The following is a 14,357-nucleotide window of genomic DNA, read 5'->3' as shown; positions in this document are numbered from 1 at the left end:
CCGCTTCGCTCCGGGACAGCCCGGGGAAGCCTTCGCCTCGCTGGGTCACTGGGGAGCCACCTCCTTCTCCCTGTCCTTGAGCTCCATCGCCCGCCGCCGGCTCGGGATCAGACCCTGCGGCCGCAGCACCATGATGATGATGATCACCAGGCCGAACATCGCGAACCGGTACTCGTACAGGTCGGTGTCGCCCAGCGAGATACCCCGCAGGCGGTCCGGGATGTACGAGATCAGCGCGCCACCCAGGATCGCGCCGGCCATGTTGCCGGAACCACCCATGACCACGCCGGCCAGCACCAGGATCGAGAACTGCAGCACGAACGTCTGCGAGTTGATGAAGCCCTGCTCACCGGCGAACAGCACACCACCCAGACCACCGATGAACGCGCCGATGGCGAACGCCCACAGCTTGTACTTGATGGTCCGCACGCCCATGATCTCGGCGGCTTCCTCGTCCTCACGGATCGCCAGCCACGACCGGCCCACCCGGCTCCGGTCCAGGTTCCGCACACCCAGGATGACGGCGATGATGACCACCAGACCGAGCCAGAAGTACGGCACCGCGTCGGTCACACCGAAGATCGGCTTGCCACCCCACTCACCCGGCGGGTGCGGGATGCTCGCGAAACCACGGTCTCCGCGCAGCGTCGTCGTGCTCGTCGCGAAGATGCGGATGATCTCGGCGAAGCCCAGCGTCACGATGGCCAGATAGTCACCGCGCAACCGCAGCGTCGGCCAGCCCAGGACCAGGCCCGCCACCATGGTCAGCGCCAGCGCCACCGGCACCGCCATCAGCCACTTCCAGCCCGTGTCCGCGTACAGGACCGAGTCGGGAGAGGTCAGCAGGGCCGTGCCGTACGCGCCGACCGCGAAGAAGCCGACATAACCCAGGTCGAGCAGACCCGCGTAACCGACCACCACGTTCAGGCCCAGGGCCAGCAGCACGTAGTAAGACATGTTGAAGAGCGCGCTCGGCCAGTCGATGCCCTCGGTGACGATCTGCGGGCCGATCAGCGGCACATCACCCGCGTACGGCAGCAGGAACGCCAGCACCAGCGCGACCGCCACGACCACGCTGCGAACCCAGGTCGGCTGCCGGCCGAACCAGCCCCGCACGCCGCCGTTCTCGCGGAAATTCGCCTTCTCGCTCATGCTCGAGCCCTTCCCAGCGACTCACCAAGCAGACCCGTCGGGCGGAACAGCAAGATCACGACGAGCAGCACGAAGGACGCCGCGTGCAGCCACTGCGAACCGAACAGGCCGGCCGCGTAAGCCTGCAGCACACCCAGCAACAGCCCGCCCAGCAGCGCGCCGCGCAGGTTACCGATACCACCGAGCACCGCCGCGGCGAACGCGTCGATACCCAGCAGGAAGCCCGCGTCGTACCGGGTGACACCGATCTTCAGGTTGTACATGACCGCGGCGACACCGGCCATCAGACCGCCCAGCAGGAACACCAGCCCGATCACCCGCGACTTGTTGACACCCATCAGCGCCGCGCTGTCCGGGTTCTGCGACACCGCGCGGATGCCCCGGCCCAGACGCGAGGCGTTGATGAAACGATCCAGCAGGAACATCATCACCAGCGCCAGCACGACGATGAGGAGCTGCAGGTTCGTGATCGTGGTGTCGCCGATCGTCAGGAGCGGCTTCGCCTGGATGATCGGCGGAACACCACGCTGATTGCGGTGCGTCAGCACACCGGTCAGCTCGGAGATGAAGAGCGAGGCGCCGATCGCGGTGATCAGGAAGGCCAGCGGCGGGGCGTTGCGCCGGCGCAACGGCCGGTACGCGACAACCTCGACCGCGAGCGCCGTGAGACCCGACGCGATGATCGCCACGATCAGGCCGATGGCCAGGTAGAGCAGCATCCCACCGACCGAGGGGGCGGCCGAGTCCTGGTTCAGGCCGAACCAGCCCCACACGATCAGACACGCGTACGTGCCCATGAGGAAGACCTCGGAATGCGCGAAGTTGATGAGCCGCAGAACACCGTAGACCAGCGTGTAGCCCAGGGCGAACAACGCGATGATCGCGCCCTGGGCCAGCCCGGAGACGGTGAGCGGCCCGAAATCATTGATCAGACCGGAAAAATCCACAGAAGGGCTCCAAAACGACGAGGTCGGTGTGGCCGGAGATCATCCGGCCACACCGGCCCAACAGAGAGTTAGCGCACTACCCGATCAGGAGGTCTTGATCTCCACGTCGGACTTGGCGTCGCCGGAGCTGTCGAACTTGAACGCCCACACCTTGATCAGCGACGGGTCGAGCTCGCCGGTCGCGGTGAACTTGTAGGTGTTCGCGATGCCCTTGTAGTTCACGGTCGACAGGAACGTGTTCAGCTTCTCGGTGGTGTTGTTACCCGCGTCGATGCCCTGCAGGAACACGTTCGCGGCGTCGTACGCCACGTCCGAGTACGTACCCGCGTCGACGTTCCACTTCGCCTTGTAGTCATTGACGAACGTGCCACCCGCAGCCTCCGGAGGAGAACACGGGCAGGTCACCACGGTGCCGACCGCAGCCTGCACACCCGAGGCCTTCGACAGACCCGGGTCCTTCATACCGTCGCCACCCAGCAGCGTGCCCTTCCAGCCCGCCGCGGTCAGCTGCTTACGGATGATGCCGGCGTTCGTGTAGTAGCCGCCGTAGAACAGCGCGGTCGCGCCGCTCGACGACACCTTCTGCACCAGAGCCGAGAAGTCGGCCTGCTTGCCGTCACCCTCGGTCTTGTCCGTGGCAACCACCAGCGAACCCAGCTTCGACTTGACGACATCGGCCAGGCCGGCGCCGTACGCCGACTGGTCGTCCGCCACGAAGACCTTCGTCGCCTTCAGGTTGTCCTTGATGTACGCGGCCGCCGCCGGTCCCTGCGCGTCGTCGTTCGCGACCGCGCGGTGGAACGTCTTCCAGCCCTTCGACGCCAGCGACACCCGCGTCGCCGACGGCGTGATGGTCGGGATGCCGGCCGCCTCGAAGATGGGGTCGGCCGCTTCGGACTCACCCGAGAACGGCGGGCCCACGATGCCCAGGATCTTCTTGTCCGCCACCAGGCTGCGAGCGACACCGGGAGCGACCGAAGCCTCACCCTGCGAGTCGAACTTCGCCACCTCGATGCACGTGGAGCCCTTGGTCTTGTTGTACTGCTCAATAGCCAGCTCGAAGCCCTGCTCGATGTTCACACCGAGGTTGGCGGCCGAGCCGGTCAGAGCGCCGAAGTATGCGAGCTTGTAGCCGCAGTTCGAACCGCTCGCGGTGTCGTCGCTGCTGGAATCGCTGTTACAAGCAGCGGCACCGGCGATGAGCCCGATGATGGCCACCCCGCCGATGGCTCGTGCGAGAACCTGCCTCAAGGTTGGAACCCTCCTCCATACCGAACCCACCGAGCCACCGCTGATCGATTGGCACTTGCGTGCGCCGGCGACCACCCGTGCCCCGTTATGGGGCGGGACGCTATCCCAGGTGCGCTGCCTGCCAAAAGACTTCGGTGCGGCTTTCACCGAACCGTTACGTCCGGTGACCCTCGGGCCAGGATCGGTGTTACAACCGGGCAACCAAAGATCAACTTGTGGCCGGTTGCGCTCCGCCCGCTTCCTGACCCTCGGCGAGGATCCGATCCGCCACCTCACGCATCGTCATCCGGTGATCCATCGCCGTACGCTGAATCCACTTGAACGCCTGCGGCTCGGTCATCTGATACTTCGTCATCAGCTCGCCCTTGGCGCGCTCGACCGACTTACGCGTCTCCAGACGGTCGGTCAGACCGGCGACCTCAGCCTCCAGGACGGCGATCTCCGAATACCGCGACAGCGCGATCTCCACCGCCGGCACCAGATCGGACTTCTGGAACGGCTTCACCAGATAGGCCATCGCGCCGGCCGCCCGGGCCCGCTCCACCAGATCACGCTGGCTGAACGCTGTCAGAATCACGACAGGCGCGATCCGGCCCCCGGCGATCCGCTCCGCGGCCGCCAAACCATCCATGATCGGCATCTTGATGTCGAGGATGACGAGGTCGGGACGCAACTCCTCGGCCAGGCGGACGGCGGTCTCCCCGTCACCCGCCTCACCGACGACGTCGTAGCCCTCCTCGACGAGCATCTCGGCCAGGTCCAGGCGGATGAGCGCCTCGTCCTCGGCGATCAATACCCGCTTGCGCTCGGCACCAGCCTGCGAGTCGGCCACGGAACCCCTACCCCCAACGTTCCCGAAGTTGCGACACCCCGGTATGCGGGTGTCGCTGCTCTAAGCGTAGTGGGTACGCTGTCATCGGCTCATCTCGGCGGGAGGAACTTTCCTCTTGGCCGGCGGAACTTTTCCAAGGCGAGCCTGCTGGCCCCTGTATTCCAACCGGCAGAGAAGATGGTCTCAAACACCATACAGTGTGGGTTCGAATCCCACCGGGGGCACAAAAACTGTCGTACCCTTCCGCGACAATCACCACGTGCATCCAGCTCGTCTGCGCAAGGAAGCTCTCGCACTGCACGCCGCCGGCGTGCCCTTCAGCGACATCTGGCGGCGGCTCGGGCTGTCGCGCAATACCGTCGCGTCCTGGCTCTACAGCCGGCGGCAACTGACTACCAAGATCGACAATAGGTGTCCCCGCTGTGATCGGCCGGTCCGGGCGATCGACGACCCGGACTCTTATGCCTACCTGCTGGGCCAATACCTCGGCGACGGCCACCTGCTGATGACCCAACGCGTTCCGCTCCTGACGATCGCGTGTGACCTGCGCTACCCAGGGCTCATCCACGAGGTGTCCTACGCCGTCGAGGCCTGCGGCGCCAAGACAGCCGGCTTCCAGGAGCGGGCGGGATGCGTGAGCGTCCGGGCGCACTGGGCACATTGGCCCTGCCTCATACCTCAGCACGGCCCCGGCGCGAAACACCTACGGGTGATCGCATTGTCGAATTGGCAGCACGAAGTGATCGACGGCCATCCGGAAAGGTTCCTGCGTGGCCTCTTCCATTCCGACGGCAGCCGTTTTACAAATCGTGTCGTGCGCAATGGCCGCAGCTACAGCTACCCGCGTTACAACTTCGTTAATGAATCCGTCGACATCATGGGCTTGTGTGCCCGGCACCTCGATCGACTGGAAATAGCGTGGCGAATGGCCCGTCCCAATGTTCTGTCGGTGGCGCGCCGGGAGGCGGTGGCGCGGCTGGACGAGTTCGTGGGCCCGAAGTGGTGACCGTTCGCCCCCGGGCGGACGCCACGAAGGGGCACGTCCGGTGAGCGCCCTCCGTGACGGCCTCTCGATGGCCGCGCTTGCGAGTCACTCGATGCCGTCACGCTGAGCATCTCCCGGGGTCGGCGTGGCCACGGTGGGTGAGACGGCGTTGTGTCGTTCCGCTTTCTTGCTCGGTCCACGACTCTTACTCGGCGGCCCGGTCTCCTTGGGGGTTTTTGTCGGTTTGTGGGTGTTGGGTGTCTTGGTCGGCCGGGAGGAGGGTGGCGCGGTCGGGGCGCGGCCGGGCTGGACCGTCTGGCTGGCTTCCGGGGTGGTGGTCGGGCTCGGCGGTTCGGACAGGGGCGGCGCCTCCGGTGCTGATGGCCCTGGTCCGGGTGAGGCGCTGCTCGGCGCCGGCTCGGCCGATGCCTTCCGGTGCAGGTCGCGGCAGTATTTGGCGATGCCGTCCTCTCCCCCGGCGGCGGCGCTGAGTTTGCGCCGGTCCTCACGGCTGAGGGGCCGGTCGGGGGCGCCCCAGGCCTGGCACCAGCCGAGTTCTATGACCTGGTGCGAGGGCCGGGGCCGGGGCCGGCTGCTGCCGGGGGTGGTGGGGTTGGGAGCGCCTGTTCTCGGCGCAGGTACGCCCAGCGCCGAGAACAGGCGGTGCGCGTGCTGCTGGGCGTCCTGGGGGAGGTTGCCGGTGCGGGCGGCGACGGCGGTCCCGGCGAGGATGAGGAGAGCCAGACCGGCCGTGACGGGCACGAGCACGGCCCGGATCCTCGCGTGGGTGCGGTGTCGTCGTTCGCTGCGGGCAGCACGCCTGCGGTGGGCGACGAAGGCGGCGACCGCCTCCGTCTCGCCGGCGAGTTCCTCCGGGGTGGCGGGGGCTCGGGCTGCTTCGAGGAGGTCGGCCAGGCCGGGGTGATCGGTGCCGGACGGGTGGCTGGCGTCGATCGGTCGGGCCGGGTTCCGGTTCCGTCGCGTGCGCAGTGCACGGAGGAGAGCGTGGAGGGAGCGCATTCTGTTACACCCCCTGTCTCGTACGGATCTGGGGATGGGTGGCGAGGCGGCGGAGCCCGCGCATGGTGGCGATGCGGACGGCGCCGGGTTTCTTGCCGAGGATGCCGGCGGTGGTGGCGACGTCGAGTCCGATGACGACGCGGAGCATGACGGCTTCGGCCTGGTCGGGGGGCAGGTCGGCGATGATGGTGAGGGCCCAGGTGGTGGCGGCGCCTTCGGCGGCCTGGGTGGCCGCGTCGGGTGCTGTACGGGTGGGTGGGTCGGCAGTTTCCCGCGTACGGGATTGGCGTCGTTTCTCGTCGATGCCGCGGTGCCGGGCGATGCGGAAGAGCCAGCCGCGGAAGCCGTCGTGGTCGCCGTCGAAGTGGTGGAGGTCGCGGATGACGTGGAGCCAGGTTTCGCTGGCGGCGTCTTCGGCGTGGTCGCCGGCGAGGACGCGCAGGTAGCGCAGGACCGCGGGGTGGTGGGTGCGCCAGAGCGTGGCGAAGCCGGCCGCGTCGCCTTGTTGTGCGGCGCGCAGGGCTTCGGTGAGTTCTTTGTCGGGCACGGCCTCTCCGGGTCTGGGGCGCTGGTCTGGTACCCGGCTGTGAATCTGCGCGAACCTCGGGTTCGGGGGTCGGCTGGATGTTGTCATGGCAGGGACACGTTCGGCTGGAGGCCTCATGTTGTGGTCCGGTTCTTCGCCCCTGTCCGTGATGCGGGAGAGCATGTGGGGGTTTCTGCTGTTCGCCGGGGTGGCGTGGCTGGCGATCGGGTGGAGTGTGTTGCGGCTGGAGCCGGCCGATGTGGTGGCGGTGGCGGGCCCGGTGATGTTTTTCGCGGCGTTGTGTGAGGTGGTGCGGGCGCTGGCCGGCACGCGGACGTGGTGGGTGAATGCGTCTTTGGCGGTGTTGTTCACGGCGACCGGCGTGGTGATCATGCTGGATCAGGGGTCGACCTATGCGACTCCGGCGGCGCTGGTCGGGTGGTTCCTGCTGGTGCGGGGGGCGGTGGATGTCGCGGTCGCGACGATGAACCGGGGCACCGACCGTACCTGGGGTCTGCTGGTGACTTTGGGGGTTCTGCAGGCGGGTCTGGGTTTTTACGCCTCGGGCCCGCTCGCCCGGACGGCGGATCCGGTCATTATGACCTTGGGTGCGCTGGCCGTGTTGCGGGCTGTGGCTGATCTGGTGACCGGGTTGCGGTTGCGGGAGGTGGCGGCGGCGCGGCATGACGTGTTGCGGTTGTCGCCGGAGCGTGAGGCCGGGGTGGCCGGCTATGCCGCCGGTCTGGCTGATTTCGAGACGCATCCGCAGACCGGGCACAGCGCCGAGGAGATGGTGGAGGGCGCGGAGAAGCGTCTGTGAGGCTTTGGTCTCCCCGGCCCCGCCGGGCCGGGATCCGTTTCGGTCAGTCGCCGGGCCGGGGTCCCGGCCGGGCGGGGCTTTCCGTCAGGGGCGCTCGCCGACCCGCCTGAGCAGGCCTTCCTGGACGGCGCTGGCGATGTGGACGCCGCTCTCGGTGTACATGCGGCCGCTGGCCAGGCCGCGGCTGCCGCTGGCCGAGGGGCTGGTGCAGTCGTACAGGAACCAGTTGTCGGCGCGGAACGGCCGGTGGAACCAGAGGGCGTGGTCGAGGCTGGCGCCGATGACACCGCCGGGCCCCCAGCTCTCACCGTGGACGGAGAGCACCGAGTCGAGCAGGGACAGGTCGCTCGCGTAGGTGAGGGCGCACGCGTGGATCAGCGGGTCGTCGGGCAGGGTGCCGTTGACGCGCATCCAGACGCGTTGCTGTTCGCTGGCGTTGCGGTCGCCGGGCGGGACCCAGCCGGGGTCGTTGACGTAGCGGATGTCGACGGCGCGGGGCGCGGCGTTGAACGCGGCCCGCCGGCTGGGGTATCTGCGGACCCAGTCGGCCATGGTCTGCACGTCGTCGGGGCCGGGGACACCGTCGGGGGCGGCGGTGTGGTGGTCGAGGCCTTCCTCGCGGACCTGGAAGGACGCCGACATGAAGAAGATCGTCTTGCCGTGCTGCTGGGCGGTGGAGCGGCGCACCGAGAAGGACCGTCCGTCGCGGATGGTCTCGACGCCGAACGTGATCGGTTCGGTGGGGTCGCCGGGCCGCACGAAGTAGCCGTGCAGGGAGTGCACGAACCGTTCCGGGTCGACGGTGCGGCCGGCGGCGACCAGGGCCTGACCGGCGACCTGGCCGCCGAAGACGCGCTGGGCGCCGGTCTGCGGGCTCTCCCCCACGAAGGTCGCCGCGTCCAGCTGCTTGAGGTCGAGGACCTCGAGCAGCTGGTCGACGGCGGCCTGTCCGTGGAGGGGTTCGGTCACAGCTTCGCCGGGTCGACGAGCGAGCCGAGCTGGTGCACGCGCAGGGTGTTGGTGGAGCCGGGGGCGTTCGGCGGGGAGCCGGCCACGACGACGACGTAGTCGCCCGGCTTGGCCAGGCCGAGGCCGAGCATCTTGGCGTCGACCTGACGGAACATGTCGTCGGTGTGCTGGACGAAGTCGGTCAGGAACGTCTCGACGCCCCAGGCGACGGCGAGCTGGTTGCGCACCTCGGGGACCGGGGTGAACGCGTACAGCGGCAGCTCGCAGTGCAGGCGGGACAGGCGCCGGACGGTGTCGCCGGTCTGCGAGAACGCGACGAGGGCCTTGGCGCCGATGTTGCGGGCGATCTGCGACGCGGCGACGGTGAGGGCGCCGCCGTGGGTGCGCGGGTCGTGCTGCAGCCGCGGGACGGGGATGGAGCCGCCCTCGGTGGTGCTGACGATCCGGGCCATGGTGCTGACCGTGAGCACCGGGTACTTGCCGACGGAGGTCTCGCCGGAGAGCATCACGGCGTCGGTGCCGTCGAGCACGGCGTTGGCGACGTCGGACGCCTCGGCGCGGGTCGGCCGCGAGTTCTCGATCATCGAGTCGAGCATCTGGGTGGCGACGATGACCGGCTTGGCGTTCTCGCGGCAGAGCTGCACGGCGCGCTTCTGCACCAGCGGCACCTGGTCGAGCGGGAGCTCGACGCCGAGGTCGCCGCGGGCCACCATGACGCCGTCGAAGGCCAGCACGATCGCCTCGAGGTGCTCGACCGCCTCGGGCTTCTCGACCTTGGCGATGACCGGGACGATGCGCCCCTCCTCGGCCATGATCTCGTGCACGAGCTTGATGTCGTCGGGCGAGCGCACGAACGACAGGGCGACGAGGTCGCAGCCGAGCCCGAGGGCGAAGCGCAGGTCCTCGGCGTCCTTGTCGCTGAGCGCGGGAACGCTGACGGCGACGTTGGGCAGCGAGACGCCCTTGTTGTTGCTGACCGGCCCGCCCTCGACGACCAGGCAGCGGATGTCGGTGTGGTGGTCGACCGCGGTGACCTCGACGGCGACCTTGCCGTCGTCGATGAGCAGGCGGTCGCCCGGCTTCACTTCCTGCGGCAGCTTGGTGTAGGTGCAGGAGACCCGCTCGCGGGTGCCGGGGATGTCCTCGCTGGTGATGGTGACGAGGTCACCGGTGTTCCAGACATGCGGCCCGTCGGAGAACTTGCCGAGCCGGATCTTGGGCCCCTGCAGGTCGGCGAGGATCGCCACGGCCCGGTCGGCCTGCTCACTGGTGGAACGCACGAGGTGGTACATCTTCTCGTGGTCCTCGTGGCTGCCGTGGCTGAAGTTCATGCGGGCCACGTCCATGCCGGCCTCGACGAGTCCGAGCATGCGCTCGGGCGAAGCGGTCGCGGGCCCCATGGTGCAGACGATCTTTACGCGGCGTGTCACGGCCATCAGGCTAGTCTCTCTTTCTCATCGGCCTGGCGGCCGACCCCCGTCGTCGGGGTGAACTGCGTCTGTCGGGCGACGGCGAGGCTGCTCGGGCTCTGGGGAGCCGGCGCGCTGCGCTGAGGACCTGCGGGCTTCGACGACCGCAGCCCCAGCTTATCGGCCTGCCCGCGCGAGCTTTACCCAACGCCCTTTCCGTACGCCGGCGGGCGCTCTCCCCCGATCGGCCATCGCCCACCGGCGATGCTGCCACTACAGTCCGTATGCCGTGTTCGTGTCCGGAAGGGGTGTCGTGACCGATTGGGGCCCGCTGGGCGAGGTTCTCGCGCGTGAACGATCCGATCGCAACCGCGCGAATGTCGAAGAGCTAGTCGCCCACGCGAAAGATCTGCTGAAGCTGGTCCGCGACACCTTCCCGACGTACACGATGCACGACGAGCAGCACGCCAGAAACGTGATCGGTCTGATGGGCGACCTGGCCGCGCCGCGCATCGACGTGATGAGACCGCTGGAGGCGGCTCTCCTGATCCTGGCCGCCTACTTTCACGACGCGGGCATGGCCTACTCGGCGGACGAGCTCTCGCTCGTCCCGGACGAGGAGGAGTTCCGCGCCTTCCTCGACATTCACGACGAGGCTTACCTTGCGACCCAGCGCAACGGTGGCACTCCGCCGGCGACTGTCGTCGAGCAGTACTGTCGCTCGCGGCATGCCGATCGCGTGCGCCTTCACCTCGAGCGGTGCGATCGCACCCTGCTGCAATGGGACCGGCGGCCGATCATCGACGCCCTGGAGCTGATCTGCCGCAGCCACAACGAACCGACGGCGGCCCTCCACGAACCACGCTTCAAGACCGACTTCATGTACGGCGCCGACTTGCGCTTCTGCGCGATCATGCTGCGGCTGGCCGACATCCTCGACCTGGACGACACACGGGCGCCGGCAGTCATCTACGAGCACCTCAACCTGGCTCGCCACGCGACGCCGGAGGCGGCGACGAGCGATCGCGAGTGGAGGAAGCACCTGGTCGGCCGCGGTTTCGCCTTCCCGCCGCGGCAGGTTCCGAATTACACCCTGCAGTTCGTGGCCGAGCCGGACAGCCCGGGGGTCGAACATGACCTGCGCACCTTTTTAGGGGTGATCGAGGAGGAGCTGCTCCAGTCGCGCGGTGTCGTGGACGTGTGCGGGGATCGCTGGCGAGGGCTTCCCCTTCCCGCCGAGATCGACACGAGCACGATCACCAGCAACGGCTACAAGTACGGCGAGTTCCGTTTCGAGCTGGACCGCACAGCCGTGCTGGAGCTGTTCACCGGCGAACAGCTCTACGACGACCCTTACGCCTTCATCCGTGAGCTGCTGCAGAACGCTCTCGACGCGATTCGCGCCCGTACCCACCTTTACGCGCACGAGTCGAGGGGCGTACGGGTGTACTGCTGGGAGGACGTAGGCGGCTACCTCTGGGTACGGGTAGACGACGACGGCATCGGGATGGACGAGGAGGCGCTGCGCAACTACTTCCTGCGGGTCGGCCGGTCGTACTACCGGTCCGCCGCGTTTGAGGCGGAACTCGCGCGCAGCGGGCTCGCCGACCGGCCGTTCGGTGTGATCAGCCGGTTCGGGATCGGCGTTCTGTCGTGCTTCATGGTGGGCGACCGGGTGGAGGTGTCCAGCCGGCGGGTGGGTGGCGGCAGAGCGGTGCGGTTGTCGATCGACCGCCGCGACGACTATTTCGTGCTGCAAGAACAGGGCATGGCCGTGACGGCCATGCCCGGCAAGCACGGCGACGAGCCGGGCCTGCCGGGCGGGCCGGGCACCCGCATCGCCGTGCGCATCGATCCGAACCGCACAGGGGTCACCCTCGACGAGATGCGCGCCGGGGTGGAGAAGTATGTGTTCGCCCCGCCTGTGCCGGTCCTCGTTGACGGCCGGGACGTCGGTCTGGCGACCTCGCTCCTGGTGGACGAGCCTCCCCGGCCGGCGCCGATGGTCATCGACATCGACCACATCCCGCTCAGCCGACACCCGGGCAGAAGCAACGAGGCCGCTGAACGGCCTTTCCTGCCCTACCTGGGTCCCCTCCGCGTCGCCGTCGTGCCACTCGATCTGGGCCGGGTGTCCGAAAGCCGGGACGTCCGGGGCCAGCTCGTGGTCTATGTTCCTCTGCTGCCCGAAGGCCCGGAGCTCCAAGACCTGCTGGCCGGCTGGCCGGCCCGCGACGTCGATGTCGCGCCGCCATTGCTGACGGCGGTGGCGGCGATGCAGATCAACATGATGACCGACACGTACGACGGGGCCGTCGATATCCACGTCACGCGAGCCCTGCGGGCGGAACAGCTCCGCAAGGTTGCCACTCTGCTGGAAACGAAAGCCACGCCGATTCAGGAGTGGGGATACGACTGGGCTGCCCAAGATCATTGGCCGGATTCTTTGCACCTCCGGCGACCCTCGGCCGACCTTGACGTGTTCGTCCGCCACCACGCCAACCACCTGAACGCGTGGACCGAATCGGTGACGACGGTCGGCCTCGGGGATCTCGCCGTCGAGGCAGGGTTTCCGGCCTCCCCGTTGGCCCGGTCCTGTCAGCTCGGTTACAACGGGATAGCCCTGCCCGTAGGATCGCCCCGTTCCGACTTCACGTTGCGTTCGCCGACCGGTCTCGCCTTCGGCGCGATCAGCCTCTCCGGTGATCTCCGGCCCGACCTGACCGTCTCCCGGTCGCGTATGCGCGGCCTCGCCTTTCCGATCCGCTCGGCGATCCATCTGGCGATCAGGCGGGCCTGTCGCGAACAACTGCCCGCCCACGACGTGCCGGCGCCCGTGATCCGTGAAGTAGCGGAGACCACGGTCAGCTCCATACTGACCACCGCGGCGAATGTGCCGGCTGCGGAATACTGGGCCGATCCCCTTCTGCGGTCCGGGGCTTGGAACGGCGAGCCGGTCATCACCACAACGGCGGGACGAGAGAGTGTCGCCGACCTCCGGGCCCGGAACATCCTCGGTCCGTCGTCCGAGATAAGCGTGGCGTGGCCTACTTCTCCGCTGTTCCTGCACGAAAGTGAGTTCTACAGCACCCTGCAGCTCGCTCTTCTGCACTTCTTTGTCGACGTCGAATGGCGTCCCCTCTCCGTCGGCACGAATCCGAGAACCAGCGACCTCCTGTGGGACATTCCGGTGGACGGCGAGCTGCTGGTGACGTCATCCGCGTCACCCGAGAGACATCCCCAGTCGCTCCACCTTCCCCTCCTGTTCGCCGTCCCCTACCGCGCCGACCGGGACCTCGCGCGGACTGGACGCGGAGCGCCTCTCAACGCTCGGCACCCGTTGGCGGGCTGGCTGCTGGACCATGCCGACGAGCTCACCGCGGACTTCCCGGCCCCGTTCGAGCAGAGCCTTCGCCCGCTGACGTCGGTCGAAGCGGTCAACAAAGCGCTGGACCAAGTGGCGCGGGCCCGGCCCCGGCTGACTCCGCCGACCGGCGCCTACCTGCGCAAAGACGAAAACGGATGGTGGTGGTCGCGGTGACGCAGCCGTCGGATATCGACCGGGCTCAGGCGTTCGAGGTCGAGCGGTACAAGTTTCTGTTGCAGCAGCTGCATACCGTCAACGAGAACGTCTACCGGTTCCTGGCGATCTATCAGACCCTGGCCACCGTGCTGGTGGGGGCGGCCCTCACGCTCTTCGTACGGTGGGACGACTGGAAGGTCGAGCGGGGCACCGCGCAGATCGGGATCGTGTCGATTCTGGCCTTGGTAACGGTCATCGCGGCGTTCACGGTGCTGCTCATTGTGATCGGCGTCGTCACCTGGCTCGACTATCGACGCGAGGAATGTGAGCTCACTGAGGTGGCTGTGCGGCCCGGTTATCGCAAGGCGCCGGATCCGCGGAACTTCTGGCGGTGGTACGAGACGTACATCGTGCTCTTCATCGTCGGGTCGGTGGGGATCATGTGGCTGGGGGCCGCCTTCGTCCTGTTGCCGGCCATGTCATGAGGCCGGGTCACGACTTCATCGGAGTGGGCGTCGGCGCCATGGTGTTCGGTGATGAGGGGCTTGTGTTCCTGGCTCGGCGGGGGGCGGCGGCGCGCAACGAGGCGGGGCTGTGGGAGTTTCCGGGCGGCATGGTGAGCTTCGGGGAGACGCTGGCCGATGCCGTCGTGCGGGAGTTCGACGAGGAGTACGGGATGGTCGTCGAGGTGACCGGGCTGCTCGGGGTCTCCGACCACCTTCTGCCCGAGGAGGGGCAGCACTGGGTTTCGCCGTCGTTCACCGCGCGCCACCTCGGGGGGACGCCGGCGATCAGGGAGCCGGACAAATGTACGGAGATCGGCTGGTTCCGGCTGGAGGCTCTTCCCGGCGAATTGACCAAGGTCAGCCTGGACACCCTCGCCGCGTACCGGGAGAAAGGGCCCGCCCAGAACTGAGCGGGCC

Annotated in this window: 13 protein-coding genes and 1 tRNA gene; 6 read left to right on the top strand and 8 right to left on the bottom strand. The window is 68.0% G+C overall.

Annotated features, from left to right (window positions below; all coding sequences use genetic code 11):
• Positions 1–45 precede the first annotated feature (45 nt).
• The 4 genes from HJC40_RS02235 to HJC40_RS02220 all read right to left on the bottom strand — a co-directional run bounded on the left by HJC40_RS02235 (position 46) and on the right by HJC40_RS02220 (position 4,182).
• Positions 46–1,152: a branched-chain amino acid ABC transporter permease gene (locus HJC40_RS02235; RefSeq protein ID WP_249997905.1), complete on the bottom strand. Its 1,107-nt coding sequence runs from the start codon at positions 1,150–1,152 to the stop codon at positions 46–48.
• Positions 1,149–2,099, bottom strand: coding sequence for a branched-chain amino acid ABC transporter permease (locus HJC40_RS02230; RefSeq protein WP_249997904.1), 951 nt, complete (start codon positions 2,097–2,099; stop codon positions 1,149–1,151). The genes HJC40_RS02235 and HJC40_RS02230 overlap by 4 nt, the downstream gene beginning before the upstream one ends.
• An 84-nt stretch (positions 2,100–2,183) precedes the next feature.
• Positions 2,184–3,350 carry a branched-chain amino acid ABC transporter substrate-binding protein gene (locus HJC40_RS02225; protein ID WP_249997903.1) on the bottom strand — a complete coding sequence of 389 codons (1,167 nt, stop codon included), beginning with the start codon at positions 3,348–3,350 and terminating at the stop codon, positions 2,184–2,186.
• A 208-nt stretch (positions 3,351–3,558) separates the two neighbouring features.
• Positions 3,559–4,182: an ANTAR domain-containing response regulator gene (locus HJC40_RS02220; protein ID WP_249997902.1), complete on the bottom strand. Its 624-nt coding sequence runs from the start codon at positions 4,180–4,182 to the stop codon at positions 3,559–3,561.
• A gap of 150 nt (positions 4,183–4,332) precedes the next feature.
• Here HJC40_RS02220 and HJC40_RS02215 point away from each other — a divergent pair.
• A tRNA-Leu gene (locus HJC40_RS02215) sits at positions 4,333–4,406 on the top strand.
• Positions 4,407–4,441: 35 nt separating this feature from the next.
• On the top strand, positions 4,442–5,188 hold the full coding sequence (locus HJC40_RS02210; protein ID WP_249997901.1) for a transcriptional regulator: 747 nt from the start codon (positions 4,442–4,444) through the stop codon (positions 5,186–5,188).
• Between the two features lie 84 nt (positions 5,189–5,272).
• Here the strand turns inward: HJC40_RS02210 and HJC40_RS02205 are convergent, their stop codons facing one another.
• Entirely contained in the window at positions 5,273–6,187 is a 915-nt protein-coding gene (locus HJC40_RS02205; protein WP_249997900.1) for a hypothetical protein, read from the bottom strand.
• A gap of 4 nt (positions 6,188–6,191) precedes the next feature.
• Positions 6,192–6,734 carry an RNA polymerase sigma factor gene (locus HJC40_RS02200; protein WP_249997899.1) on the bottom strand — a complete coding sequence of 181 codons (543 nt, stop codon included), beginning with the start codon at positions 6,732–6,734 and terminating at the stop codon, positions 6,192–6,194.
• Positions 6,735–6,882: 148 nt separating this feature from the next.
• Here HJC40_RS02200 and HJC40_RS02195 point away from each other — a divergent pair, with 148 nt between their 5' ends.
• Positions 6,883–7,533, top strand: coding sequence for a DUF308 domain-containing protein (locus tag HJC40_RS02195; RefSeq protein WP_249997898.1), 651 nt, complete (start codon positions 6,883–6,885; stop codon positions 7,531–7,533).
• An 84-nt stretch (positions 7,534–7,617) separates the two neighbouring features.
• Here HJC40_RS02195 and HJC40_RS02190 read toward each other — a convergent pair whose 3' ends face one another.
• A complete protein-coding gene (locus HJC40_RS02190; protein ID WP_249997897.1) occupies positions 7,618–8,502 on the bottom strand; it encodes an acyl-CoA thioesterase II in 885 nt (294 codons plus the stop codon).
• Positions 8,499–9,938: a pyruvate kinase gene (gene pyk / locus HJC40_RS02185; protein WP_249997896.1), complete on the bottom strand. Its 1,440-nt coding sequence runs from the start codon at positions 9,936–9,938 to the stop codon at positions 8,499–8,501. Before pyk ends, HJC40_RS02190 begins: the two co-directional genes overlap by 4 nt.
• 286 nt (positions 9,939–10,224) lie before the next feature.
• On the opposite strand from pyk, the gene HJC40_RS02180 reads away from it, so the two are divergent.
• Genes HJC40_RS02180 through HJC40_RS02170 form a run of 3 tightly spaced genes read left to right on the top strand, consistent with a single transcriptional unit; the run spans position 10,225 to position 14,350 of the window.
• Positions 10,225–13,452, top strand: a complete 3,228-nt coding sequence (locus HJC40_RS02180) for an ATP-binding protein (protein ID WP_249997895.1) — start codon at positions 10,225–10,227, stop codon at positions 13,450–13,452.
• On the top strand, positions 13,449–13,919 hold the full coding sequence (locus tag HJC40_RS02175) for a hypothetical protein (protein ID WP_249997894.1): 471 nt from the start codon (positions 13,449–13,451) through the stop codon (positions 13,917–13,919). The genes HJC40_RS02180 and HJC40_RS02175 overlap by 4 nt, the downstream gene beginning before the upstream one ends.
• A gap of 23 nt (positions 13,920–13,942) precedes the next feature.
• The gene (locus HJC40_RS02170) at positions 13,943–14,350 is read left to right on the top strand and encodes an NUDIX domain-containing protein (RefSeq protein WP_249997893.1); all 408 of its coding nucleotides are present in this window, start codon (positions 13,943–13,945) and stop codon (positions 14,348–14,350) included.
• Positions 14,351–14,357 lie beyond the last annotated feature (7 nt).

The sequence above is a fragment of the Actinoplanes sp. M2I2 genome (genome assembly GCF_023544445.1).
GTDB lineage: Bacteria > Actinomycetota > Actinomycetes > Mycobacteriales > Micromonosporaceae > Actinoplanes.
Note: the sequence above shows the minus strand (reverse complement) of the source record. Positions and strands in the feature narration are given on the sequence as shown.

Bases quoted from the DNA above. Each gene is read 5' to 3' on its own strand.
- HJC40_RS02195 (WP_249997898.1), top strand. From the start codon at position 6,883: ATGCGGGAGAGCATGTGGGGGTTTCTGCTGTTCGCCGGGGTGGCGTGG.
- HJC40_RS02235 (WP_249997905.1), bottom strand. From the start codon at position 1,152: ATGAGCGAGAAGGCGAATTTCCGCGAGAACGGCGGCGTGCGGGGCTGG.
- HJC40_RS02205 (WP_249997900.1), bottom strand. From the start codon at position 6,187: ATGCGCTCCCTCCACGCTCTCCTCCGTGCACTGCGCACGCGACGGAAC.
- pyk (WP_249997896.1), bottom strand. From the start codon at position 9,938: ATGGCCGTGACACGCCGCGTAAAGATCGTCTGCACCATGGGGCCCGCG.